We start from the raw sequence: 21,427 nt of genomic DNA on the forward strand, positions 1-21,427 counted from the left end.
GTGGTGATATCATGAAAACCAAAGTGATGTGTTGATATGTTAGGATAAGCTGGACAGGATATATGACATATTATGTGATATATGAACAGTTTTCGTATATTGAATAGTCCGCTTTGCTTTATTTTGGAGGCAGTTTGAGATTTTTAAGTTACACGATGGTGTTTTTATTAGGAGTAATCATAGATGCTCCTGATTATCAATTTTTAATAAAGGAAGTAAAATGGACTGATGTTATTACTACGTTCGCCACCGTTGTGGCGACAATTATCGTATATAGGACTTATTCAAGATGGCTAGACTCAAAGAAAAGAGAAGATGCCTATCAGACTTCAAAGGATTATATATCCTGTTTGGTGGACATATCAGAGTCGCTTTATGAACTAATGTCCCCTTTTGAACAATGTGTCCCACAAGCTGGCTGCATACCAATTAATCGTGAGCAGAGTGATTCATTGCTAGCTGGTCGTAACGAAGCTCGTCATAAACTGATGGCAAAGGCTAATAAGTTGGCAAGGACAAAATCAGAGTTGAGCTTTTGGGGGGTAAGCCTAGTTCCGGAATTCGAAAAAAACCATGAGAGCATATTGAAAGAAGTATCTAATGCTTTTGTTGTCGCGGGGGCACTTCAAAGCCAAGTATATTGGTATTACAACGTTGATAAGAGTAAGCAAGCTAGTATGTTTGACGAGTTCTCCAAGTTAAAAGTCAGAGTGTTAAATACTCAAAAGTTTTTAGATTTGAGATATAGACGAAAGTACGCAGGCTTTTTTGTTCACCCAAAATAGAACGGACTATGTAGAAATAATGTTTTTTTGGTGAAAAATATATTGGGTGGTCGGTATTAGAAAAATGTGTAGATAAGAAGGAACGTTAGACAAGGAATGCCTCCAAAGCACGACACAATATACCGCCACTTTGGCATAATCCTCCTATCTACAGCATCAGGCTTCCTTTTCCTACCAAGGCAGGTAAGCTGCGGGGCAAATAGCGTCAAGCAGGAGAAGGGACAATGACAGAACAACATTTCGCCGGGACGATCGGCATTCTGGGGGCGGGGTGGCTCGGGTTGCCGCTGGCGCGGGCTCTGCTGGCGGCAGGCAAGCAGGTCGCGGTGACGGTCAGCAGCGCCGAGAAGGCGGTACGTCTGCGGGGGGAGGGGATCGCTGCCCATCCGCTGACGATTTCTGCCCATATGTCGGATGCGTGGCCCATCCCCTGCGAATCGCTGGTTATCTGCGTACCGCCTAGCAAGACCGATGACTATCCGCAGGCGGTAGCAAAGGCCTGTCAGCTTGCCAAAGCGAGCGGCACCCGGCGAGTGCTGTTTGTCAGCGCCACCTCGGTATGGGGCGCAGGGCAGCAGGAGGGGGAAGAACCCCAACCCCGCCATGCCCGTGGCGAGCGGATGCTGGCAGCGGAGCGGGCGGTGCTGGCGGCCGGTTTCGAGTCGGTGATGATAGTGCGCCCCTCCGGCCTTTATGGCCCGGATCGCCATCCCGGCCGTTTCCTCGCGGGCAAGACCCTGGATGGCGGCGCCCAGTCGGTCAATCTGGTCCATCTGGACGATGTGGTGGCGGCTTGCATGCTGCTGCTGGAGCGGGGCAAGGACGGGGATGTCTTCAACCTGAGCGCGCCGGTGCACCCGCGCCGCGAGCAGTTCTACCCCTTTGCGGCGCGTCAGCAGGGGCTGCCTGTGCCGGTCTTTATCGAGCCTGCCGGTGAATTTCAGCCCATCGACGGCCAGCTGATTTGCCAGCAGATGGGATTCAACTATCGCTGGCCCGATCCGGCCCACTGGTTTGCCGAGCTTGCCGCCTCGGGCAATTGAGGTTTGCCAAGGGGGTGATCGCCCCCTATCATGCCGCCATCCATGAGAGAGAGGCGGTAATGATGGTAGATACAAAACGTCACCCCGATGGGGAGTTGTTGCTGAGAACCCTGGCAATGCCAGCCGATACCAACCCCAATGGTGACATCTTTGGTGGCTGGATCATGTCCCAGATGGATATAGGTGGGGGCATTATGGCCAAGGAGCTGGCAAAAGGACGTATTTGTACCGTATCCGTCGAAGGCATGACCTTCCACAGTCCGGTCAAGGTGGGCGATGTGGTCTGCTGCTACGGCCGCTGCATGAAGATCGGGCGCAGCTCCATGAAGCTCAAGCTGGAGGTGTGGGTCAAGCCGGTACTGCGGGAGAACGATGCCCAGCGTTACTGTGTGACCGAGGGGATCTTCACCTATGTCGCCATCGACGAACAGGGCAAATCCCGCCCGGTTCCGGTGAGTGCCTGATTAAATCAGCCGGGCATTGATGATGGATATTTCCTGCTCAAGCCCGGTTTTTTGCCGTATCATGCGTTCCAGCATCTCTTCCGAGCCCACATATTGCAGGGTGTCAAACAGGCAGAGATCGCATTGAGGGTCCCGTCTTATCTGATAGACGGTGGCCAGCTCCACTTGATGACAATTTCCTTGTTGATCATAAAACGTCACGTTGTACCGAAGTTCTTTCGCCATGAGACAGCGTCCTTCTGGTTGGGTGGAACAGGGACTATCAGCTTAGTCGGCGTGGATGACGTTTGTGATGGTCGCAACAAAAAGCAAAGGCGGGCGGTTGTTAGCCAATGAAAAATAGTTATCGCATTCTTGGCACCTCCCTGCTGACCCTGGGGTTGGTAGGCTGTTTTGAGGTGCCGGATCAGAACCATCTGGTCACTGCTCAAGGGATTGTGCCGGGACTCGACTGCCAGCGTCCGCCGCTGGTAGCGTTGGCGACCACGGCGCTGCCTCGTGAATTCGGGGTGACGGTGTGGAATCTCTACAAGGGCCAGCGCAAAAACTGGCGCGAAGGGATGGACAGTTATGCCAAGGGGCAGGATCTGGTGCTGCTGCAAGAGTCGGCCACCCGTCCCGATATGCTCGACTGGCTGCGGGCCGGTGATTTCCAGTGGCAACAGCTGCAAGCCTTCACCCAGGGCGGCGTGTCGTTCGGGGTGATGACGGTGGCCAAGACCCCGCAGGCGTTCGTCTGTGGCGTGCGCTCCCCCGAGCCCTTGCTGCGCATCCCCAAATCCGGGCTGGTGAGCCTCTATCCGCTGCAGGGCGATCCTGACGGCGTCATGGTCATCAATATCCATGCGGTCAATTTCGAGCTGGGGATGGCCACATTCCGCGAGCAGCTCAACGATCTGACTGCCTTGGTGCGTCGTCATCAGGGGCCGGTGATCCTGGCCGGTGATTTCAACACCTGGAGTGACAAACGTCAGTTCTGGCTGAACAAGCTGGTGGACGAGCTGGGTCTGCAAGAGGCCGTGCCGGTGCCTGACTTGCGTCGCACCGCCTTCGGTCGTCCGCTGGATCACCTCTACTACCGCAATCTGGATTTGGTCGAGGTGAGTTCACCGGCGACCGACAGTTCGGATCACAACCCCATCATTGCGCGCTTTGCCGCCCAGTCTGTGACTCCCTGACAAGAGATGGTGCAATTTCCGCTCATAAAAAAATCCGGCGCCTGATAGCGCCGGATTTTTTTATACGATCTGGCGGTCAACCCGCTCGGGATGACCCGCTGGCATTACTGGTAGAGACCCAGATTCGCTTTGGCGTAGGCTTCGAAATCGGTGCAGCCACCGATGTGCTGCTCATCCAGGAAGATCTGCGGCACGGTATTGACCGGCTTGCCGGCGCTCTTGGCCAGATCTTCTTTGGTGATCCCTTCGGCATGGATATCCACGTAGCGGAATTTGAAGTCATCGCGCTGTTCGGTCAGCTGCTCGGCGATCTGTACGGCACGGACACAGTAGGGGCAACCCGGGCGACCAAAAATCACTGCAAACATATTTTCTCTCCGTTTTTTAAGCCGTTTATGTATGGCCGTTGATATGAGGCAGGCAACAGCATAGCCCTGCCTCGTGGCGACTTGAAGCCGAAATTATCGATACCGTGATTCGAGTGGGCCTATTGGCTCAGCTCTCATCGGCGATCTGGATCGGCTGCTGCTGATAGATGCTCTCCAGCACCCCCTTCTCGAATACAGTCCAGGGCCACGGCGCCTTGCTGGCACGGTAGCGCTCATGGGTGGCCGGATCTTGGGACAGGCCGCGCTGGAACATCACGAACGCCTTGCGCTGGCCGCCCGCAGTGTCGATAAAGCCCACCAGATTGGAGGTGCCGGTGATGGTGCCGGTCTTGGCGTGCACCTTGTTCTTCATCATGGGGGCGGTGACACTGCGCCGCCACGCCAGGGTGCCATCCACCTGGGAGCTTGGCAGCAGCTTGATCAGGCCAAGCTCGGCATCATTTTTCTGGATGAAGTTCAGCACCGACATCATCTGACGGGCGCTGATGAGATTGTGAGCGGAGAGACCGGAGCCGTCAGCCAGGGTGGCATTGCCCAGATCGATCCCGTTCTTGGTCAGGATGGCGCGCACTGCCATGGTGCCGCTGCGATAGCTGCCCGGCTTGTTGTAGTAGTGACGGCCCACGGTTTTAAGGAAGGTGTCGGCATAGAGGTTGTCCGATTTCTTCAGCATCTTGGCGAGCATCACCGGCAGGGAGACCGAGTAGTGGGTACCGAGGGTCTCAGCCCCTTCAGGGGCCTTGTGGGTGACCCGCAGCAGGCCATCATGCTTGATACCGGCACGGTTCATCGCCCAGCGGATGTTGTCCCAGCCCCAGGCTTCCACGTCGTGAATGGCGAAACGCAGACCCTGCGGCTCCTTGTTCGGGGTGATGCAGCCCTTGAGCTCGTAGAAGTTGCCCTTGGCCATGTCCACTTCCAGTGCGCAGAACTGGCGCGCCATATCGCCATAGCTCATCACCTCCACGTTGTCGGCACCGATGCCGATGGGGACGCCGGTAGCTACATTGCCGACCGCCGGTTTGCCAATCTGGGTGGCAGTGATGGTGCCGTAGGCGCAGTTCTTGTCGATGATGACCGAGGAGACGGGAGCGGCGAAGCAGAGGGTCTGATCCCCCCACGACCAGCCGTTGCCGCGTTCGTAGCCGTTGTAGGCGCCGGTGTTGACGTAGACATTGCCCTTGATGCTGGTGACGCCGAGCTGTTTGAACAGGGCCAGCAGATCCATGCGGGAGAGGGTGGGGTCGCCGACGAAGTTGATCCAGATATCGCCGTTGATGGTGTCACCCTGTTTGGCACCGGGTTGGGCCTGAATATCGGTGGCGAAGCGGAAATCGGCACCCAGCTCGAGGCGAGCTGCCAGCGCGGTGAGCACCTTCATGGTGGAGGCGGGGGCGATCATCTGATCCGCGTGGCGGGCGAACTCGACGCCGTTATTGCCCTGCACCATGATGGCGTACTGGCCACCCTGAGGTGGCGTCAGCGGGGCGGCGTGAGCAGCCAGAGAAGAAAAGAGAGCACAAAAACCAATCAACAGCCGCTGCATAACATCCTCTAACGTGACGAAGGGCCCGGCAGTGGTGCCGACCCTGATAATTCAACCCGCCGATGCGGGATCGACGGGATAACGCAATTCATGCCATGTATGCCGGTCGCCATCATGCCATCGAGTTGGCGGTACGATAGCGGCCCTCATAATCAAAAATTTTCTCTTTTATCTGCCAGAAGCGACCCGATTTGCGGGCGATGACAAAATCCGGATGACGGAACTGGCTTTGCGCGGCCAGCACGCTCGCCAGGGTGGCAAATTCAGGCTCCAGCCCCGGGGCGGGCCAATGATGACGCACAAAGTGCTGTTGAAACAAGCGCCGTGCGCCCGGGGAGTGAAATCCGAAGTATTCACTGAGGGTCAGCCCATCCTCATCGTGGTAGGTCACCTCCAGCCGCTCCCCCTGTTTGCCGCGCCCGGCTGTGAGGGTTAGCCCGGCGCAGCGGATCACCATGCAATCCTTGAGATTGAGCGCCTCTTTGAGCTTGTCGTCAGGGTCCACCAGCAGCTGATCGCAGCTCTGGCAGCGGCGGGCGGCGATGTCGTTCTCCGCACCGCAGCCGGGGCAGATCTTGGCGCGAAAGCGGTAGTCGCACTCCTCGCGGTTGCCCTCATCATCTTCAAACAGCCCCTGACAGCGGCGACCGTAGTGCTCGATCACCTTGCCATCCTCGTCGGTTTTGCCCCAGAAGGTGTTGGCAAAGCCGCAGGCGGGGCAGGGCACCTGTACCGGCTCGGTACCGGCGTGGGGGCGGGGCTCCCCCACTTCGGGGGCGAACAGGTTGAAGTTGTTGCCCGCATAGTCGAGCACCAGACAATCGCTCTTGCCCGGCGAGAGACGCAGGCCCCGCCCGACGATCTGCTGGTAGAGGGAGACCGACTCAGTGGGCCTGAGCATCACGATAAGATCGACATGGGGGGCATCAAAGCCGGTGGTGAGCACCGCCACGTTGACCAGAAACTTGAGCTCGCGCGCCTTGAAGGCGTTGATGAGGGCATCGCGCTCCGGCCCCGGCGTTTCGCCGGTGATAAGGGCCGCCTGCTGGCCTCTGGCGCCCAGCAGGCCGTGAATTTCGCGGGCGTGCTCGACGGTGGCGGCGAAGATCATCACCCCCTGCCGGTCGGCGGCATACTCCAGCACCTGACTCAGGATATGGGGGGTGACCCGCTGCTGGCGTTTGAGCTCGCCGTTGAGATCCGCCTCGCTAAAGAGGCCATTCTCCCGCGCCACCAGCTTGCTGAAGTCGTAGTGGACGATGGGGGCATCCACCATGCGCGGCGGCGTCAGGTAGCCGTTTTTGACCATAAAACGCAAGGGCAGCTCGAACACGCAGTCGCCAAACAGCCGCTCGCCGTGGCTTTTGACCATGCCGTGGTAGTGGCGCCGGTAGATCCAGCCCAGCCCGAGCCGATAGGGGGTCGCGGTGAGGCCGAGGATCTTGAGGGCCGGATTGGCAGCCTTGAGATGGTCGATCACCTGATGGTACTGGCTGTCGTCATCGAGCGAGACCCGATGGCACTCGTCGATGATCAGCAGCGAAAACGCCCCGTCGAAGGCAGCCAGATTGCGCGCTACCGACTGCACCGAGCCAAACACCACCTGGGCGCTTGCCTCCTTGCGATCCAGACCGGCGGCGAAGATGTCGGCCTTGAGCCCCCACGCCTCGTACTTGGCATGGTTCTGCTCCACCAGCTCCTTGACGTGGGCCAGCACCAGCACCCGACCGCGCGCCTTGCGGGCCAGCTCGGCAATCACCAGACTCTTGCCGGCACCAGTTGGCAGCACTACCACGGCGGGATCCGGGTGTTGGCGAAAGTGGCTGATCACGGCATTGACGGCGTCGGTCTGATAGGGTCTGAGAACGAACATGCAGGCTTGGGTATGTCGATGTGGGGTGGTGCAAGATGGCGCCATTATAGGGTGCTTGCCGTCACAAAAACAGCGGGCCGGCATGATGCCGGCCCGCAGGGTGCTTGGGTGCTGATCAATGGAACGGGAAGATGTAGTTCATCCAGCTTGCCATGCGCAGCAGTACTTTGCGCATCACAGATACATGGTGGAAGTAGTGGGTATAGATGGCAGCCTGCCCGCTGGAGCCTGCTATTACCTGATACTTGGCCCACTCGGGGTCGGTGATGGAGATAACCACCGGCAGACGACCCGGGCGCACCGCAGTGGTTTGATCCAGCAGACCGGCGTTGGCCTGCACGTTACCGGCGGCAATGGCCGGAACCACGGCGGTTACCTTGCCTTTGAAGATCTTGCCGGGTACGCCATCGATCACCACTTCGGCCTCATCGCCCACCGCCAGTCGCTGCATGCTGTTCTGCCAGAACCAGCCGACGTAGGCGGTGTCATCCTTGTGGATGAAGGTCATCACCGGACGATACATGAAGGGGGTGGCGATCATGCCGGGGCGCAGGGCCAATTGCACCACATGACCATCGCTCGGGGCATAGACCACGGTTTGGGACTGCTGGTACTTGGCTTCCATCAGCTGGGCCTGCAGATCGTTCAGGGTGGCTTTCTGCTGGTCAATTTGGGCCACGATGTCGTCCACGTTGGCTTGGGTGACGTCGAGGTCACGCTGCTTGCCCACGCCACGGCGCATCAGGTCGCTGGCACGATCCCGATCCAGTCTGGCGGAGCGCAGTCTCGCCTCGATGGACTTGAGGTGCTCGCGGTTGGATTCGACCCGTGCGGTGAGGCTCTCCACTTTCAGGCGGAACGGCTCGTCATCAAGGCGAAACAGCACATCCCCTTTTTTCACCGGCTGGTTGGCCTGTACCGGCACCTCAACCACCCGGCCCTTGACCAGCGGCACTATGGGGGTGGAGACGTAGTAGTTGCGCGCCATCTCGGAGTAGGGGTGGTTGTAGTTCATCAGCATGATCAGGGTGCCGATGAGCAGCACGCCGCCCAGTGCTGCGGTGGGGACGGTCCACTTGTTGAGCGGGATGCGGAAGATTTTGAATATAGCGACACACAGTGCCGTGTAGGTCAGGATCAGTAGCAGGTCCATGGTTTATCCCTGTTGCTCACTCTGTTCGATAGTGTTGATACGGCTCTTCAGATCCGCCAACTCCTGCTTGAGGGCCGCCAGCTCCTCTTCATCTTCTTGCAGCCGCTGGCTAAAGCCCCAGCCGCGATCGGGGCGATAGAGGGTTGCCCAGATCCAGAGGAAGGGCCACAGCACATGCAGGGTAAACAGGCTGACCCAACCTGCCACGTGAATGGCATCCTGATGAGGGTGATTCCGATGTTTGGCAATCTCGTAAGGAATATCATGGATAACGATGACGCCATAAAAAATGACTAGCCCGACAAAGACGAGCAGACCAAGGGCAAAATAATCAAGGGCCATTTATAACCTCCACTGGCATGACGCACAGCTTAATCATGGGGTCCAACAAGCACTAAAGCAATTAAGAATCACACATTTATCGTCAGTTTGCCCGGAATCTTAAAGCTATTCGCTGTATTAAAGCTGAAGCCGTTCGACAGTTGTCTTATTAGTCTTTTTGTCATTAAAAAAGGCGCCATCAGGCGCCTTTTTTGTGCTGCTTTCGCAGCAATTTTTTGCTGTTTTACCCTTCGCTGGTACTGCTGACCAAGGGCTGGCGGAACTTCATCAGGAAGGCCACGGTAATGGCCGCCGTTGCCGTCAGGCCGATGATGGTGGAGGTTCCCATCTCCAGCCCGAACCCGATGGGGGCGTTGGCCAGATAGGTGATCACGACAGCAGTCATGAACATGGCGGGAATGGTGCAGACCCAGTGCAGCTTGCCCTCTTTGATGAGGTAGGCAGCCGCAGCCCACAGCATGATGACAGCGGTGGTCTGGTTGGCCCAGCCAAAGTAGCGCCAGATCACCCCGAATTCAGCCTTGGAGATGATGAAGCCAAGGATAAACATGGGGATGGCGATCAGCAGACGCTTGGCCAGCGGCTTCTGGGTCATCTTCAGGAAGTCCGCCACGATCAGGCGAGCACTGCGAAACGCGGTGTCACCGGAGGTGATGGGCAGGATCACCACGCCGAGGATGGCCAGAATACCGCCCACGGTGCCGAGCAGGCTGGTGGATACTTCGTGTACCACGGCTGCCGGGCCGCCGTTGGCCATGGTGGCGTTGAGTGCTTCGGTGCTGTCGTAGAAGGAGAGACCCAGGGTGCACCAGATAAGGGCGATGATCCCTTCACCGATCATTGCACCGTAGAAGATGAAGCGGCCGGATTTTTCGTTCTGCATGCAGCGCGCCATCAGCGGTGACTGGGTGGCGTGGAAGCCGGATACCGCGCCACAGGCGATGGTGATGAAGAGCAGCGGCCAGAGCGGCAGTTCGGTCGGGTGCAGGTTGGAGAAGTCCATCCCGGTGTTGTAGAAGCCTTTGCCGGAGGCGATCAGGCCAACGATGAGGCCGACCGACATGAAGACCAGCAGGGCGCCGAAGATGGGGTAGAAGCGGCCGATGATCTTGTCGATGGGGACTATGGTCGCGAGGATGTAGTAGGCAAAGATTGCCACGATCCAGTAGACCAGATCGGTGGAGGTGAGGTTGGCGAGCAGCCCTGCCGGGCTCAGCACGAATACCACGCCCACCAGCATCAGCAGCACCACGGCAAACAGGTTCATGAAGTGCTTGGCGGCGGTGCCAAGATGCTCACCGACCACGGTTGGCACCGAGGCCCCCTTGGCGCGTACCGATAGCATGCCGGAGAAGTAGTCATGTACTGCACCGGCGAAGATGCAGCCAAAGACGATCCACAGCATGGCGACCGGGCCGTAGAGGGCACCCAGGATGGGGCCGAAGATAGGGCCGACACCTGCGATGTTGAGCAGTTGAACCAGATAGACTTTCTTGTCCGACATCGGGACATAGTCCACCCCGTCAGCCATGGTGATGGCGGGGGTTTTCAGCTCGGGTTTCGGGCTGAATATCCGTTCGATGAATTTGCCGTATATGAAGTAGCCGGCCACAAGTAAGCCGACACAGAGGAAGAACCAGATCATTGCTACGCTCCTGCATTGTTATTTTTTAGTGTGCAGAGCGAGTCTAAAACGGTTGCGCCTGTCTGGCAGGTGAAACTCCCCGAGCGGCGCTTTGGCGCGCCGAGCGGTCGGCGGCTGTGATCAGGCGCACACTCCGTGGCTCAGTCCAGCCCCAGCTGATCTTTGAGCTCCTTGAGATAGCGACGACTGACCGGCACCCGGGCGCCGCTCGGGGTGACAATCTCTGCCAGCTGGTTATCCAGCAGCCGGATCTCGAAGATGGCGTTGGGGGAGACCAGATACTGGCGGTGGCAGCGCAGCAGCGGGCTCTTTTCTTCCAGCGATTTGAGGGTGAGCTGGGTGTGGAACAGCTCGCCCTGACAGGCCACATGGACCCCGCCCAGATCGGAGAAGGCATACTCCACCTGCGCGATGGGCAGCAGCCTGACCCGATTGTGCAGATAGCCCGGAATATGTTCGATAGTCGGGGCCAGCCGCTCGATGGGCTGCGGGGAGATATCCTGCTTGAGGCGAGCGAGGGTCTTGGCGAGCCGAGCGGGCTCCACCGGTTTGAGCAGGTAGTCGAAGGCGTTCTCTTCAAAGGCCTGAATGGCATATTCGTCAAAAGCGGTGACAAAGACGATGCGGGGCAGGGGGTCGAGCATGGCGACCAGCTCCATGCCGCTCAGCTTGGGCATCTGGATATCGAGGAACACCACATCGGGCTTGAGGCGCTGAATAAGCGGCAGCGCCTCGATGGCGTTGGCCGCTTCCCCCACGATCTCGATGGCAGGATCGCAGGCCAGCTGCTGCCTCAGCTCTTCGCGGGCATAGTGTTCGTCATCGACTATCAGGGTGCGGATCATGGTTGCTCCTTGGGGATGGTGAACGAGACCCGGGTCCACTGTTCCGGCTCGCAGGCAATAGTCACGCCATAGCGCTCGCCAAAGGCGCTTTTCAGTCGCCGATCGACAATGGTCATGCCCAGGCCGTCGCCAGCGGGGTGCGCTTGCCAGGTGCCTGCATTATCTTCCACATGGATGGTGACACTGGTGGGATGCTCATCGGTATAAAGGCGAATGCGCCCTTGCTCCAGAAGGGTCGAGATGCCGTGCTTGATGGCATTCTCGATCAGCGGTTGCAGGGTGAAGCTGGGCAGTCGCAGTGTGGCCACGTGGGGCGGGATCTCGTTTATCACCGTCAGCCGATCGCCAAAGCGGGCCAGCTCGATCTCCAGATAGGATTGGCAGTGCTCCTGCTCTTCCTGCAGGGTCGCAAGGCTGCTCTGGCGCTTGAGGTTCTTGCGAAAAAAGAGCGAAAGATGCAGCAGCAGATCCCGCGCCTTGTCCGGATCGCGCCGGGTGATGGCACTGATGGTGTTGAGGGTGTTGAACAGAAAGTGGGGGTTGATCTGGGCCTGGATAAGTTTCAACTCGGACTGCACCAGCAGCCGCTGATGCTGCTCCAGCCGACCGGCCAGCAACTGCTGTGACAGCAGGTTGGCAATCCCTTCCCCCAGGGTGTGGTTGATCTTGAGAAACAGCCGCTTCTTCGGCTCGTAGAGCTTGATGGTGCCGATCACTCCTTTGTCCCCCTGCAGCGGGATCACCAGCACCGAACCCAGCTGGCATGCGGAGGAGAGGCTGCAGCGATAGGGCTGGCTGTTGCCATCGGCAAACAGCACCTTGTTCTGGGCGATGGCCTGCATGGTGATGGCTGACGCGATGGGGGTACCCGGCAGATGGTGATCTTCGCCGGTGCCGATAAAGGCGAGGATCTGCTCGGTGTCCGTGATGGCGACCGCCCCCACGCCTGTCTCCTCCTGAATGATGCGGGCAATCTTGTTGCTCGCCTCCGGGGTAAAGCCCTGACTCATGATCCCCACTGTGCGGTTGGCGATATTGAGCGCCTTGGCGGAGAAGACCCGGGAGAACTTCTCATACATCCGCTGCTGGTCGCGGATCATGCTGATAAAGAGCGCCGCGCCGCAGGAGTTGGCCAGAATCATCGGGGTGGCGATGGTGCGCACCAGCAGCAGGGATTTGTCGAACGGGGTCGCCACCAGCAGGATGATGACCATCTGCATGATCTCGGCGTAGAGGGTGGTAAAAAAGGCGATGCGCGGTTCAAACAGGGCATCCGTTCGTCCCGAGCGCATCAGGCGCCAGTGCACCATGCCCCCGAGCAACCCCTCGCAGGTGGTGGAGATGGCGCAGGCGAGATCGGTAAATCCCCCCAGCGTATAGCGGTGCAGACCGCCGGTCAGCCCCACCAGAAAGCCCACCAGCGGTCCCCCCAATAATCCCCCCAAGACGGCGCCTACCGCCCGGGTGTTGGCGATGGCATCGTCGATATCGAGGCCTACATAGGTGCCGAGGATACAAAAGCTAGAAAAGATGATGTATATCAGTATCTTGTGAGGTAGTCTCACTGAATAGTTGGCAAGCGGGCGCAGCAGCGGGCTTTTCGAGAAGAGATAGGCGATCACCAGGCTGACGCTCATCTGTTGCAGCAAGGAGAGGACCAACTGCATAAAAAACGCTCCTCATAAGCCAGCTGAAAAAATAGCCAGCCCGTGAATAAGTGTGATCAGGATCTTGTTCTGTTGGCCCAACTGGGCGCAACGGGCCGTCAGTTTGCCAGAACAAGTGGATAAAACCATATTAAATCAGCATGTTAAATTGATATTTGTGTAAGCGGCAGCGGGTTGATATTGATGGATGGAGCATGAATGTATCCGCTGGATACGCCACACGGAGGTGGCATGCTCCGCCCGGCCCCTTGGCTGGGCGTTTTTTATACATGGTCAGTTGGCAACCTTCTGATGGGGGTTTGAGCAATTATTCCGGTTTGTCCAATGAGTTATCCCCAGCTTCTGGGGATAACTCAGAATGCAAAGTAGTAGCAGAAGCGGCGGGTCAGGTTGAAGAACTGCCGTTGTCCCTCATCCAGCTCTTCCTGTTTGATAAAAGCAGTGATGGTGCGTTCATCTTCCCGCAGATCGATCATGGCGACGGCTTCTGGCCGCTGGGCCTTGATATAGGGCAGGATCTTCGGCTTGAGGGGCATGGTGGGTTCGGTAGAGAGCACCAGCGCGATGCTCTCGTCCGAGAGTTTCACCAGTGATCCCGGCGGATAGACCCCCAGTACTTTGACCAGCAACTTGACCAGATTCTGGTCGAACTTCTTCTGGGATAACTTGTAGAGCTGGCTGATGGCCTGACTCGGCGCGGCCGGGTTGCCGCTGTTGCGGGGATGGAGCAGCTCATCGTAGAAGTCGACCAGCCCGATCAACCGCGCCAGCGGCGGGATCTCCCCGCCCTTGATCCCGAGCGGATACCCGCTGCCATCGAGCCGCTCGTGGTGCAGATGGGCGACCTGACGGATTTTCGGTTCAAAGGCGTTGAGCTGGGTCAGCATGTCAAATCCGTACTGGGGATGCATATTGAGGAAGTTCTGCTCGGCCTTGTTGAGATCCCCGCGTTTTTGGGTGATCTGGCTCGGGATCTTCAGTTCACCGATATCGTGGATAAGTCCCGCAAGTCCCGTCTCTTCCAGTTCTATAGGATTCATCCCCAATTCGCGTGCCATCAGCATGGCAATGAAAGCCACATTGAGGCTGTGTTGCAGCAGGATATCGGTGTGGGGGCTGCGAATAAGGTGGAGCCCGAGAGGCCCTTCATGCTGACTGAGGGTGAAGGCGGCATTGCGGACGATCTGGGCGGTATTGGCCAGCCCCTCATCCGGTTTGAGGTTGAGCGCCCCGAGTGCATCGCGCAGCTCACTCATGGACTGGCCAAAGGCCTTGTCGGCGGCGCGCATGGAGCGGCGAAAGGCTTTCTCGTCAAAGGGGGGCGGGCCCGAGGCAATCAGCTCTTCCAGTTCATCAAGATCAGGCCCGGCATCGGGGATATCGCCACGCAACAGTGGCTCGATAGGCAGATCGCTCTTGTCCGGATCCACCATCATCAGGCTCAGATCAAGGTGGCGGATGATATCCAGCTGCTGCTGATCTTTGATTTTGAAGGCATTGAACATAAACGGGTGGTTGGTCCATCCGGTGGGGAGATGGATATAGTGGCCTACCCGCAACTGTTCTATGGAGGCTTGGATCAGTGCCATCGGTTAACCTGCATTTCTGGAATGCCTACTCAACAAGCTAGCAAAATCCGATGGATAGACAACTAAAAATCCATTAAGGGGAGTGGGATCCCCCGCGCTGTGATAAAGCGCACTAGCATCAGAGGGCTCTTAATTTGCTCTTAAGTTTTACTTCCTACGCTGGCCCCGTAGTTTTTGTTGGCTTGACCGGCCCCCTGTACTGCAGGCCGGTATGTAGGAGTTGTTTATGCGTGTAACCCTCGGTGTACTGCAGACCAATCTGCTGCTTGTTCTCTTTTTCGCGCTGGTTCTCAACTGGCCAATCCTGTTGCACTTTTACACGGCGCTCAGTGAGCTGAGTCACGTCAAAGCCGGATTTGTCATTTCGATCCCGCTGGTGCTGATTGCGGCGCTAAATACAGTGTTTATTCCCTTCACGTTCCGGTTTGTGCTCAAGCCGTTTTTTACCGTGCTGATCCTGAGTGGCTCCATCGTCAGTTACGCCATGCTCAAATACGGCGTCATCTTTGATGCCGGCATGATCCAGAACATAGTAGAGACTAACAGCGGTGAGGCGGGGGCCTATTTGAATGGTTCGGTTGCGCTCTGGTTTCTGCTGACCGGGCTGCTGCCTGTTATGGTGCTCTGGTCACTGCGGATCCGCTATCCGGCTCGCTGGTATCAGGGGTTGGCGTTGCGGACGGGTGCACTGGCTATCTCTCTGCTGTTTATCGGGGGCGTCGCGTCACTTTACTATCAGGATTACGCCTCGGTCGGGCGCAACAACAAGTCGCTGGCCAAAGAGATTGTGCCAGCCAACTATGTGCACGGCCTCTACAAGTATGGGCGGGATGTGCTGTTTGCCACGCCGATCCCTTACCAGTATTTGGGGACAGATGCCAGGGTGGTGGCACGGGGAAGCAAGCCGACTTTGATGTTCCTGGTGGTGGGTGAGACGGCGCGCAGCCAGAACTACTCCCTTAACGGGTATGGCAAGGCGACCAACAGCTTTACGGCAAAAGAGCAGGGGGTGGTGTCGTTCAGAGATGTGCGTTCCTGCGGTACGGCCACTGCGGTCTCGGTGCCCTGCATGTTCTCCAACCTCACTCGCCGCGGTTACGATGAACAGCTTGCCAGCTCCCGTGACGGCCTGCTCGATGTGCTGCAACATGCCGGTGTATCTGTGCTGTGGAAAGAGAACGATGGCGGCTGCAAAGGGGTGTGCCGCAATGTACCGACCATCGAGATCCTCCCCAAATCCTATCCTGCGCTCTGTCAGGGGGAGTCCTGCTATGACGAGGTGCTGCTTGAGGGGCTGGATCAGCAGATTGCCGGCATGAAGGGCAACAAGCTGGTGGCTTTTCACCTGATGGGTAGCCATGGCCCGACCTACTATCGCCGCTATCCTGCCACTGATCGGGTATTCGTGCCCGACTGCCCGCGCAGCGACATCGAAAACTGCAGCAACGAAGAGCTGGTCAACACCTATGACAACACCATCCGCTACACCGACAAGGTGGTGGGGCTGCTGATAGACAAGCTCAAGTTGCTGGAGAGCCAGTACGATGTGGGACTGGTCTATCTCTCCGATCACGGCGAATCCCTTGGGGCTATGGGGCTCTATCTGCACGGCACGCCCTACAAGTTTGCGCCGGATGATCAGACCCGGGTGCCGCTGCTGACCTGGTTCTCGCCCCAGTTACAGGCCGATCGCCAGCTTGATATGGGTTGCCTGGCGGCGGAGGCGAGCAGTCAGCGCTTCTCCCATGACAACCTCTTTCACTCCATGCTGGGGATCATGGATGTGCAGACGAGTGTTTACGACAACAAGCTGGATCTGTTCAAGCCATGTCGGGCGGGCTAAACCGCTAGCAAGCACACAATAGAAAACGGCAGCCACTGGCTGCCGTTTTGTTATCTCGCAAGATCAGTGTCTTACTTCTGCTCCATGATGATCTGCAGCAGATCTCCCTCCAGCAGGGCGCGCTTGACCAGCGCAAAGCCGCCATAGGTCGGCTGGTTCTGGAAGCGGGCCTTCACGATGGGCAGGCCACGGTGGAAGCTCGGCAGGGATTGATGCTCGACACAGCGACGAATGGCCGGGAAGAGGAGCTCTTCGGCGGCGGTGATTTCTCCGGCGATCAGCACCTTCTGCGGATTGAACAGGTTGACCGTAATCGCCACCGCCCGTCCCAGATGCTCACCCACGTTCTCGATGACGCTGCGGGCCAGTTCATCGCCCGCCAGCGCCGCCTTGCACACCTCCTGAATGGTGATGTGCTTCTCTTGCAGCACGCTCTGGTGACCGCGGCTGATAAGCTCCTTCACCTTGTCGACAATGGCCTCGTTGGAGGCGATGGTCTCGAGGCAGCCGAAGTTGCCGCAGTGGCAGCGCTTGCCGAGCGGTTCGACCTGGATATGGCCGATCTCGCCGACGTTGCGGTTCTGACCGAGGAACACCTGACCCTTGGTGATGATCCCCGAGCCCGTCCCCTGGTGAACACTCACCAGAATGGAGTCCATGCAGTCGCGGGACTCACCGAAGAAGTGTTCGGCCAGCGCGAGGGAACGGGTGTCGTTACCCACGTAGCAGGGAAGGTTGAAGTGGTTCTCAAGCAGCTTCGCCAGCCCCAGATTGCGGATCTGGTACTTGGGGGTGTAGATGACCATACCGGATTCCGGGTTGACCAGACCCGGCATGGTCAGCGCGATGCTGATGAGGTTGCGACAGCGTTCGCTGTTGGCATCGATGAAGGCGCCAATCTCCCGCAGTAGCATGTCGACCACGGGTTGCTGATCGATCTCGGTCACCTGAATGACGTGCTGGTCGAGCTCCTTGCCATCGAGGTCATAGAGACTCAGTTGCAGGTAGCCGCGGCCCAGCTTGGCAGAGACAAACTGAAAGCGATGTTTGATGGTGGTCAGGGAGATGGCACGCCGCCCGCCTGTTGAGGCTTGCGGAGAGGTCTCCTTGATCAGGCCATGCTCGATCAGTTGCCGGGTTATTTTGGTCACGCTGGCCGGTGCCAGCTGACTCAACTCGGCAATCTTGACCCGGGAGATGGGGCCTTGCAGGTCGATGAGCCGATACACGGCTGCACTGTTGACCTGCTTGATAAGATCTACGTTTGCTATTTGTCCGCCAGTCATGATGTCACTGTTGTGTGTAGTGTCCGTTAACCACGGTCCCACGGACCGTGAAGTCCTGATCGAAGACAGTGAGGTTGGCTACTTTACCGACCTGGATACTACCGAGACATGAGTCCCATCCAATGGCGCGAGCGGGGTAGAGGCTGGCCATTCTCAGTGCTTCATCGAGCGGTAATCCGACCTGCTTGACCAGATTTTCCACCCCCTCAATCATGGTGAGGGAGGAACCGCCGAGTGTACCATTCTCGTCGACACACTGACCATCGCGTAAAAAGACGGTGGTGCCACAAAAATCAAATTTCTCAAAGCCTTCCGGCGCTCCGGCTGCTGCGGTGGCATCGGTGACCAGCACCAGTCGCTCCCCCAGCGCCTTGTGAGCAAGACGCACGTTGGCCCAGTGCACATGGTGGCCATCGACGATGATGCCCGCGTAGACATCCTTGCGATCATAGATGGCGCCCACGACGCCCGGTTCGCGACCGTTGAGGGTCGGGGTCATGGCGTTGTAGAGGTGGGTCGCAAAGCGAATACCGTTATCGAACCCGGCCATGGCCTGATCGTAACTGGCGGCAGTGTGACCGGCCGAGACCAGAATGCCCGCTTCCACCAGACGGCGGATATGGGCCGGTTCGTTGCGCTCCGGAGCCAGGGTGATTTTGGTGATGGCATCCGCGTTGGCGCAGAAGAAGTCGATCATCTCGTCCGCTGGCTGGCGAATTTGCGCGGCAGGGTGGATCCCCTTGCGCTTGAGGTTGGTGTAAGGCCCTTCCAGATGGACGCCCAGCACCTCGTTGGGGTGTGCAGCCATGTAGTCACGGGTCACCGCAACGGCCTGCTTCATATCCGCATCCGGACTGGTGATCAGGGTCGGCAGGAAGCTGGTGGTACCGGATTTGAGGTTGGCCGCCTGCATGGTTGCCAGGGTCTCGACCGTGATGTCTGTGTTGAACATCACCCCGCCACAGCCGTTGAGCTGCACATCGATAAAACCGGCGGTCAGGTTGGCGCCTTTGAGGTCAATCTGCTCGATGCCCGCAGGCAGTTCGGCCAGGTGAGAGATGGCGACAATCTTGTCGCCCTCGATAAGCACCCCGTAGCCGGTCAGCACGCAGCTGCCGGTGTAGAGGGTGCAGTTGGTCAATGCGTACATGACGACTCCTTACAGACGGCCGATGTTGGCGGCTTCCAGCTGCTGGAAGTAGCGAACGGTCTTGACCTTGAGCTCCATGGTGGAGGGCTCGTCACACACCATCATTCCCTTCGGATGCAGTTGCAGGGTGGAGATGGTCCACATGTGGTTGACGCTGCCTTCCACGGCGGCCTGCAGGGCCAGTGCCTTGCCGTGACCGGTGACCAGGATCATGATCTCTTCCGCATCCATCAGGGTGCCTACACCCACGGTCAGGGCCAGCTTGGGCACCTGCTCCATGTCGCCACCGAAGAAGCGGGAGTTGGCGATACGGGTATCTTCGGTCAGGGTCTTGACCCGGGTGCGGGAGGAGAGGGAAGAGGCCGGCTCGTTGAATGCGATGTGGCCGTCGTTACCCACGCCACCCATGAACAGGTGGATCTTGCCGTAGGACTTGATCTTGTCTTCGTAGCGCTTGCACTCGGCCACCAGATCCTCTGCATTGCCGTTGAGGATGTTGATGTTCTCGGGACGAATGTCGATGTGGCTGAAGAAGTTGTTGTGCATGAAGCTGTGGTAGCTCTCCGGGTGATCTTCCGGCAGGCCGACGTACTCGTCCATGTTGAAGGTGACCACGTTCTGGAAGCTCACTTCACCGGCTTTGTGCAACTCGATCAGGCGCTTGTAGGTGTTGAGCGGGGTGCCACCGGTGGGCAGGCCCAGTACGAAAGGGCGATCGCTGGTCGGCTTGAACGCGTTGATGCGGTCAACGATGTAACGAGCAGACCACAGGCCTACTTGGCTGGCAGATTTCAACGGGATCAGGCGCATATGGGATACCTCTGTGTCGGGTTGCGACCGGTTTGGCGGTGGCAATTGGCTAAGACGGATTCAAGTTGTTTTATAGCGTAAATAAAGATTGCGAACTAAGCCACATCTATCCACCACCTTTATCTTGTTTGGGTGATAACGATCACGATTATCGGTTTATTAATTTGCGCAGCGAAATAAAAGCCCTAGACTGCCAATCAAGCCTTGATGGCTTATGCGTCAAACGTGATAAGCACTTAATTTCTAGAAAAACATTAACTAAGGAGAGGAACCGTGAACATTCTCGGTTATTTGCAAAAGATCGGCCGTGCCCTGATGGTGCCGGTAGCGGTATTGCCTGCCGCCGCGATCCTGATGGGGGTTGGCTACTGGATTGACCCGAATGGTTGGGGTGGTGACAGTGCGCTGGCTGCCTTCCTGATCAAGGCGGGCGCAGCCATTATCGACAACATGTCCGTACTGTTCGCAGTCGGTGTCGCCTACGGTATGTCCAAGGATAAAGACGGTTCTGCTGCTCTGGCAGGTCTGGTCGGCTTCCTGGTCGTTACCACCCTGCTGAGCCCGGGTGCCGTGGCCCAGATCAAGAGCATCCCGGTGGAGCAGGTTCCTGCCGCGTTTGCCAAGATCAGCAACCAGTTCGTGGGTATCCTGTGTGGTGTTATCGCCGCTGAGCTGTACAACCGCTTCAGCAACGTCGAGCTGCACAAGGCACTCTCCTTCTTCTCCGGTCGTCGTCTGGTACCGATCGTAACCTCCGTGGTGATGATCGTCGTATCATTCATCCTGATGGCCGTATGGCCGGCAATCTACGGTGGTCTGGTCTCCTTCGGTGAGTCCATCGTGAGCCTGGGCTCTACCGGTGCCGGTATCTACGCCTTCTTCAACCGTCTGCTGATCCCGATCGGTCTGCACCACGCCCTGAACTCCGTGTTCTGGTTCAACGTGGCCGGAATCAACGACATCCCGAACTTCCTGGGTGGTCAGGCTACCATCGATGCCGCTCTGGCCGCTGGCAAGAGCCTGGATCAGGTGAAAGGCGTGGTCGGTATGTACCAGGCTGGCTTCTTCCCCATCATGATGTTCGGTCTGCCGGGTGCCGCTCTGGCCATCTACCACTCCGCCAAGAAAGAGAACAAAGAGAAAGTTGCTTCCATCATGATCGCAGCTGCCTTTGCCTCCTTCTTCACCGGTGTTACCGAGCCGCTCGAGTTCTCCTTCATGTTCGTGGCGCCGGTACTGTATGTCATCCACGCCGTACTGACTGGTATCTCCGTGTTCATCGCTGCCTCCATGCAGTGGATGGCCGGTTTCGGTTTCAGTGCCGGTCTGGTGGATATGGTGCTCTCCAGCCGTAACCCGCTGGCGACCAACTGGTACATGCTGATCCCTCAGGGTCTGGTCTTCTTCGGCCTCTACTACACAGTGTTCCGCGTAGTGATTGCCAAGCTGAACCTGAAAACCCCGGGTCGTGAAGATGACGAAGAGACTGCTCCGGCTGCCGCTCAATCTACCAACCGTACCGAGCTGGCCAAGCAATACCTGGAAGTGTTGGGTGGTCAAGAGAACCTGGTCTCCATCGATGCCTGCATCACCCGTCTGCGTCTGACTCTGAAAGACCGCAGCATCGTCGATGAGCGCAAGCTGAAAGCCCTGGGTGCGGCCGGTGTGGTCAAACTCGGTGAGCAGAACCTGCAGGTGATTCTGGGCCCATTGGCCGAAATCATCGCCGGTGAGATGAAAGCCCTGCGTTAATCGAGCGACTCGCTCACCTCAAGTCTAAGTCCATTGTTGACATAACTAAGGGCCCCGCTCAGGGGCC

Annotated in this window: 19 protein-coding genes; 6 read left to right on the top strand and 13 right to left on the bottom strand. The window is 57.9% G+C overall.

The window, feature by feature from the left end; genetic code table 11:
- Positions 1-134: 134 nt before the first annotated feature.
- The 3 genes from G5168_RS10510 to yciA all read left to right on the top strand — a co-directional run bounded on the left by G5168_RS10510 (position 135) and on the right by yciA (position 2,292).
- The gene (locus G5168_RS10510) at positions 135-785 is read left to right on the top strand and encodes a hypothetical protein (protein WP_421252178.1); all 651 of its coding nucleotides are present in this window, start codon (positions 135-137) and stop codon (positions 783-785) included.
- Positions 786-1,009: 224 nt separating this feature from the next.
- Complete coding sequence (locus G5168_RS10515; protein WP_421252179.1) at positions 1,010-1,828, top strand: NAD-dependent epimerase/dehydratase family protein; 819 nt, start codon at positions 1,010-1,012, stop codon at positions 1,826-1,828.
- A gap of 59 nt (positions 1,829-1,887) precedes the next feature.
- Positions 1,888-2,292 (top strand): acyl-CoA thioester hydrolase YciA, encoded by a 405-nt coding sequence (yciA, locus tag G5168_RS10520; protein WP_005337875.1) that lies wholly within the window; start codon positions 1,888-1,890, stop codon positions 2,290-2,292.
- Here yciA and G5168_RS10525 read toward each other — a convergent pair whose 3' ends face one another.
- Positions 2,293-2,517 carry a hypothetical protein gene (locus tag G5168_RS10525; protein WP_005337874.1) on the bottom strand — a complete coding sequence of 75 codons (225 nt, stop codon included), beginning with the start codon at positions 2,515-2,517 and terminating at the stop codon, positions 2,293-2,295.
- Between the two features lie 107 nt (positions 2,518-2,624).
- Between G5168_RS10525 and G5168_RS10530 the strand changes: the two genes are divergently transcribed.
- Positions 2,625-3,470 carry an endonuclease/exonuclease/phosphatase family protein gene (locus G5168_RS10530; protein ID WP_005337873.1) on the top strand — a complete coding sequence of 282 codons (846 nt, stop codon included), beginning with the start codon at positions 2,625-2,627 and terminating at the stop codon, positions 3,468-3,470.
- 104 nt (positions 3,471-3,574) lie between these two features.
- Here the strand turns inward: G5168_RS10530 and G5168_RS10535 are convergent, their stop codons facing one another.
- The 9 genes from G5168_RS10535 to G5168_RS10575 all read right to left on the bottom strand — a co-directional run bounded on the left by G5168_RS10535 (position 3,575) and on the right by G5168_RS10575 (position 14,519).
- Positions 3,575-3,871 carry a GrxA family glutaredoxin gene (locus G5168_RS10535; protein WP_223849348.1) on the bottom strand — a complete coding sequence of 99 codons (297 nt, stop codon included), beginning with the start codon at positions 3,869-3,871 and terminating at the stop codon, positions 3,575-3,577.
- Positions 3,872-3,965: 94 nt separating this feature from the next.
- A complete protein-coding gene (gene dacB / locus G5168_RS10540) occupies positions 3,966-5,405 on the bottom strand; it encodes a D-alanyl-D-alanine carboxypeptidase/D-alanyl-D-alanine endopeptidase (protein WP_005350510.1) in 1,440 nt (479 codons plus the stop codon).
- Positions 5,406-5,517: 112 nt separating this feature from the next.
- A complete protein-coding gene (locus G5168_RS10545; protein WP_421252180.1) occupies positions 5,518-7,278 on the bottom strand; it encodes a DEAD/DEAH box helicase in 1,761 nt (586 codons plus the stop codon).
- A 115-nt stretch (positions 7,279-7,393) separates the two neighbouring features.
- A complete protein-coding gene (locus tag G5168_RS10550; RefSeq protein ID WP_042055557.1) occupies positions 7,394-8,431 on the bottom strand; it encodes an HlyD family secretion protein in 1,038 nt (345 codons plus the stop codon).
- Between the two features lie 3 nt (positions 8,432-8,434).
- The gene (locus tag G5168_RS10555) at positions 8,435-8,773 is read right to left on the bottom strand and encodes a DUF3302 domain-containing protein (protein WP_257124649.1); all 339 of its coding nucleotides are present in this window, start codon (positions 8,771-8,773) and stop codon (positions 8,435-8,437) included.
- A 223-nt stretch (positions 8,774-8,996) separates the two neighbouring features.
- Complete coding sequence (locus G5168_RS10560; RefSeq protein WP_216954174.1) at positions 8,997-10,418, bottom strand: carbon starvation protein A; 1,422 nt, start codon at positions 10,416-10,418, stop codon at positions 8,997-8,999.
- Between the two features lie 140 nt (positions 10,419-10,558).
- Positions 10,559-11,263 carry a two-component system response regulator BtsR gene (btsR, locus tag G5168_RS10565; RefSeq protein ID WP_005350523.1) on the bottom strand — a complete coding sequence of 235 codons (705 nt, stop codon included), beginning with the start codon at positions 11,261-11,263 and terminating at the stop codon, positions 10,559-10,561.
- Positions 11,260-12,930, bottom strand: coding sequence for a LytS/YhcK type 5TM receptor domain-containing protein (locus G5168_RS10570; protein WP_421252181.1), 1,671 nt, complete (start codon positions 12,928-12,930; stop codon positions 11,260-11,262). Before G5168_RS10570 ends, btsR begins: the two co-directional genes overlap by 4 nt.
- 353 nt (positions 12,931-13,283) lie before the next feature.
- Positions 13,284-14,519 (bottom strand): HD-GYP domain-containing protein, encoded by a 1,236-nt coding sequence (locus tag G5168_RS10575; protein ID WP_421171966.1) that lies wholly within the window; start codon positions 14,517-14,519, stop codon positions 13,284-13,286.
- Between the two features lie 226 nt (positions 14,520-14,745).
- Here G5168_RS10575 and G5168_RS10580 point away from each other — a divergent pair, with 226 nt between their 5' ends.
- On the top strand, positions 14,746-16,362 hold the full coding sequence (locus tag G5168_RS10580; protein WP_421252182.1) for a phosphoethanolamine transferase: 1,617 nt from the start codon (positions 14,746-14,748) through the stop codon (positions 16,360-16,362).
- Positions 16,363-16,433: 71 nt separating this feature from the next.
- On the opposite strand, the gene nagC is transcribed toward G5168_RS10580, so the two are convergent.
- The 3 genes from nagC to nagB are packed head-to-tail and all read right to left on the bottom strand — an operon-like array spanning position 16,434 to position 19,608.
- Positions 16,434-17,648 (bottom strand): DNA-binding transcriptional regulator NagC, encoded by a 1,215-nt coding sequence (nagC, locus tag G5168_RS10585; protein WP_216954163.1) that lies wholly within the window; start codon positions 17,646-17,648, stop codon positions 16,434-16,436.
- 4 nt (positions 17,649-17,652) lie between these two features.
- A complete protein-coding gene (nagA, locus tag G5168_RS10590) occupies positions 17,653-18,798 on the bottom strand; it encodes an N-acetylglucosamine-6-phosphate deacetylase (protein ID WP_421205779.1) in 1,146 nt (381 codons plus the stop codon).
- A gap of 9 nt (positions 18,799-18,807) precedes the next feature.
- Positions 18,808-19,608: a glucosamine-6-phosphate deaminase gene (nagB, locus tag G5168_RS10595; protein WP_005334308.1), complete on the bottom strand. Its 801-nt coding sequence runs from the start codon at positions 19,606-19,608 to the stop codon at positions 18,808-18,810.
- Positions 19,609-19,881: 273 nt separating this feature from the next.
- Between nagB and nagE the strand changes: the two genes are divergently transcribed.
- Positions 19,882-21,360, top strand: a complete 1,479-nt coding sequence (gene nagE / locus G5168_RS10600; protein WP_421252183.1) for an N-acetylglucosamine-specific PTS transporter subunit IIBC — start codon at positions 19,882-19,884, stop codon at positions 21,358-21,360.
- Positions 21,361-21,427: the final 67 nt, after the last annotated feature.

Origin of the sequence: Aeromonas sp. 600724 (assembly GCF_049175135.1) — a bacterium.
GTDB classification, from domain to species: Bacteria; Pseudomonadota; Gammaproteobacteria; order Enterobacterales; family Aeromonadaceae; genus Aeromonas; species Aeromonas veronii_A.

Coding starts and splice junctions, on each gene's coding strand:
- G5168_RS10515 (WP_421252179.1), top strand. CDS start 1,010: ATGACAGAACAACATTTCGCCGGGACGATCGGCATTCTGGGGGCGGGG.
- yciA (WP_005337875.1), top strand. CDS start 1,888: ATGATGGTAGATACAAAACGTCACCCCGATGGGGAGTTGTTGCTGAGA.
- G5168_RS10525 (WP_005337874.1), bottom strand. CDS start 2,517: ATGGCGAAAGAACTTCGGTACAACGTGACGTTTTATGATCAACAAGGA.
- G5168_RS10530 (WP_005337873.1), top strand. CDS start 2,625: ATGAAAAATAGTTATCGCATTCTTGGCACCTCCCTGCTGACCCTGGGG.
- dacB (WP_005350510.1), bottom strand. CDS start 5,405: ATGCAGCGGCTGTTGATTGGTTTTTGTGCTCTCTTTTCTTCTCTGGCT.
- G5168_RS10545 (WP_421252180.1), bottom strand. CDS start 7,278: ATGTTCGTTCTCAGACCCTATCAGACCGACGCCGTCAATGCCGTGATC.
- G5168_RS10550 (WP_042055557.1), bottom strand. CDS start 8,431: ATGGACCTGCTACTGATCCTGACCTACACGGCACTGTGTGTCGCTATA.
- G5168_RS10555 (WP_257124649.1), bottom strand. CDS start 8,773: ATGGCCCTTGATTATTTTGCCCTTGGTCTGCTCGTCTTTGTCGGGCTA.
- G5168_RS10560 (WP_216954174.1), bottom strand. CDS start 10,418: ATGATCTGGTTCTTCCTCTGTGTCGGCTTACTTGTGGCCGGCTACTTC.
- btsR (WP_005350523.1), bottom strand. CDS start 11,263: ATGATCCGCACCCTGATAGTCGATGACGAACACTATGCCCGCGAAGAG.
- G5168_RS10570 (WP_421252181.1), bottom strand. CDS start 12,930: ATGCAGTTGGTCCTCTCCTTGCTGCAACAGATGAGCGTCAGCCTGGTG.
- G5168_RS10575 (WP_421171966.1), bottom strand. CDS start 14,519: ATGGCACTGATCCAAGCCTCCATAGAACAGTTGCGGGTAGGCCACTAT.
- G5168_RS10580 (WP_421252182.1), top strand. CDS start 14,746: ATGCGTGTAACCCTCGGTGTACTGCAGACCAATCTGCTGCTTGTTCTC.
- nagC (WP_216954163.1), bottom strand. CDS start 17,648: ATGACTGGCGGACAAATAGCAAACGTAGATCTTATCAAGCAGGTCAAC.
- nagA (WP_421205779.1), bottom strand. CDS start 18,798: ATGTACGCATTGACCAACTGCACCCTCTACACCGGCAGCTGCGTGCTG.
- nagB (WP_005334308.1), bottom strand. CDS start 19,608: ATGCGCCTGATCCCGTTGAAATCTGCCAGCCAAGTAGGCCTGTGGTCT.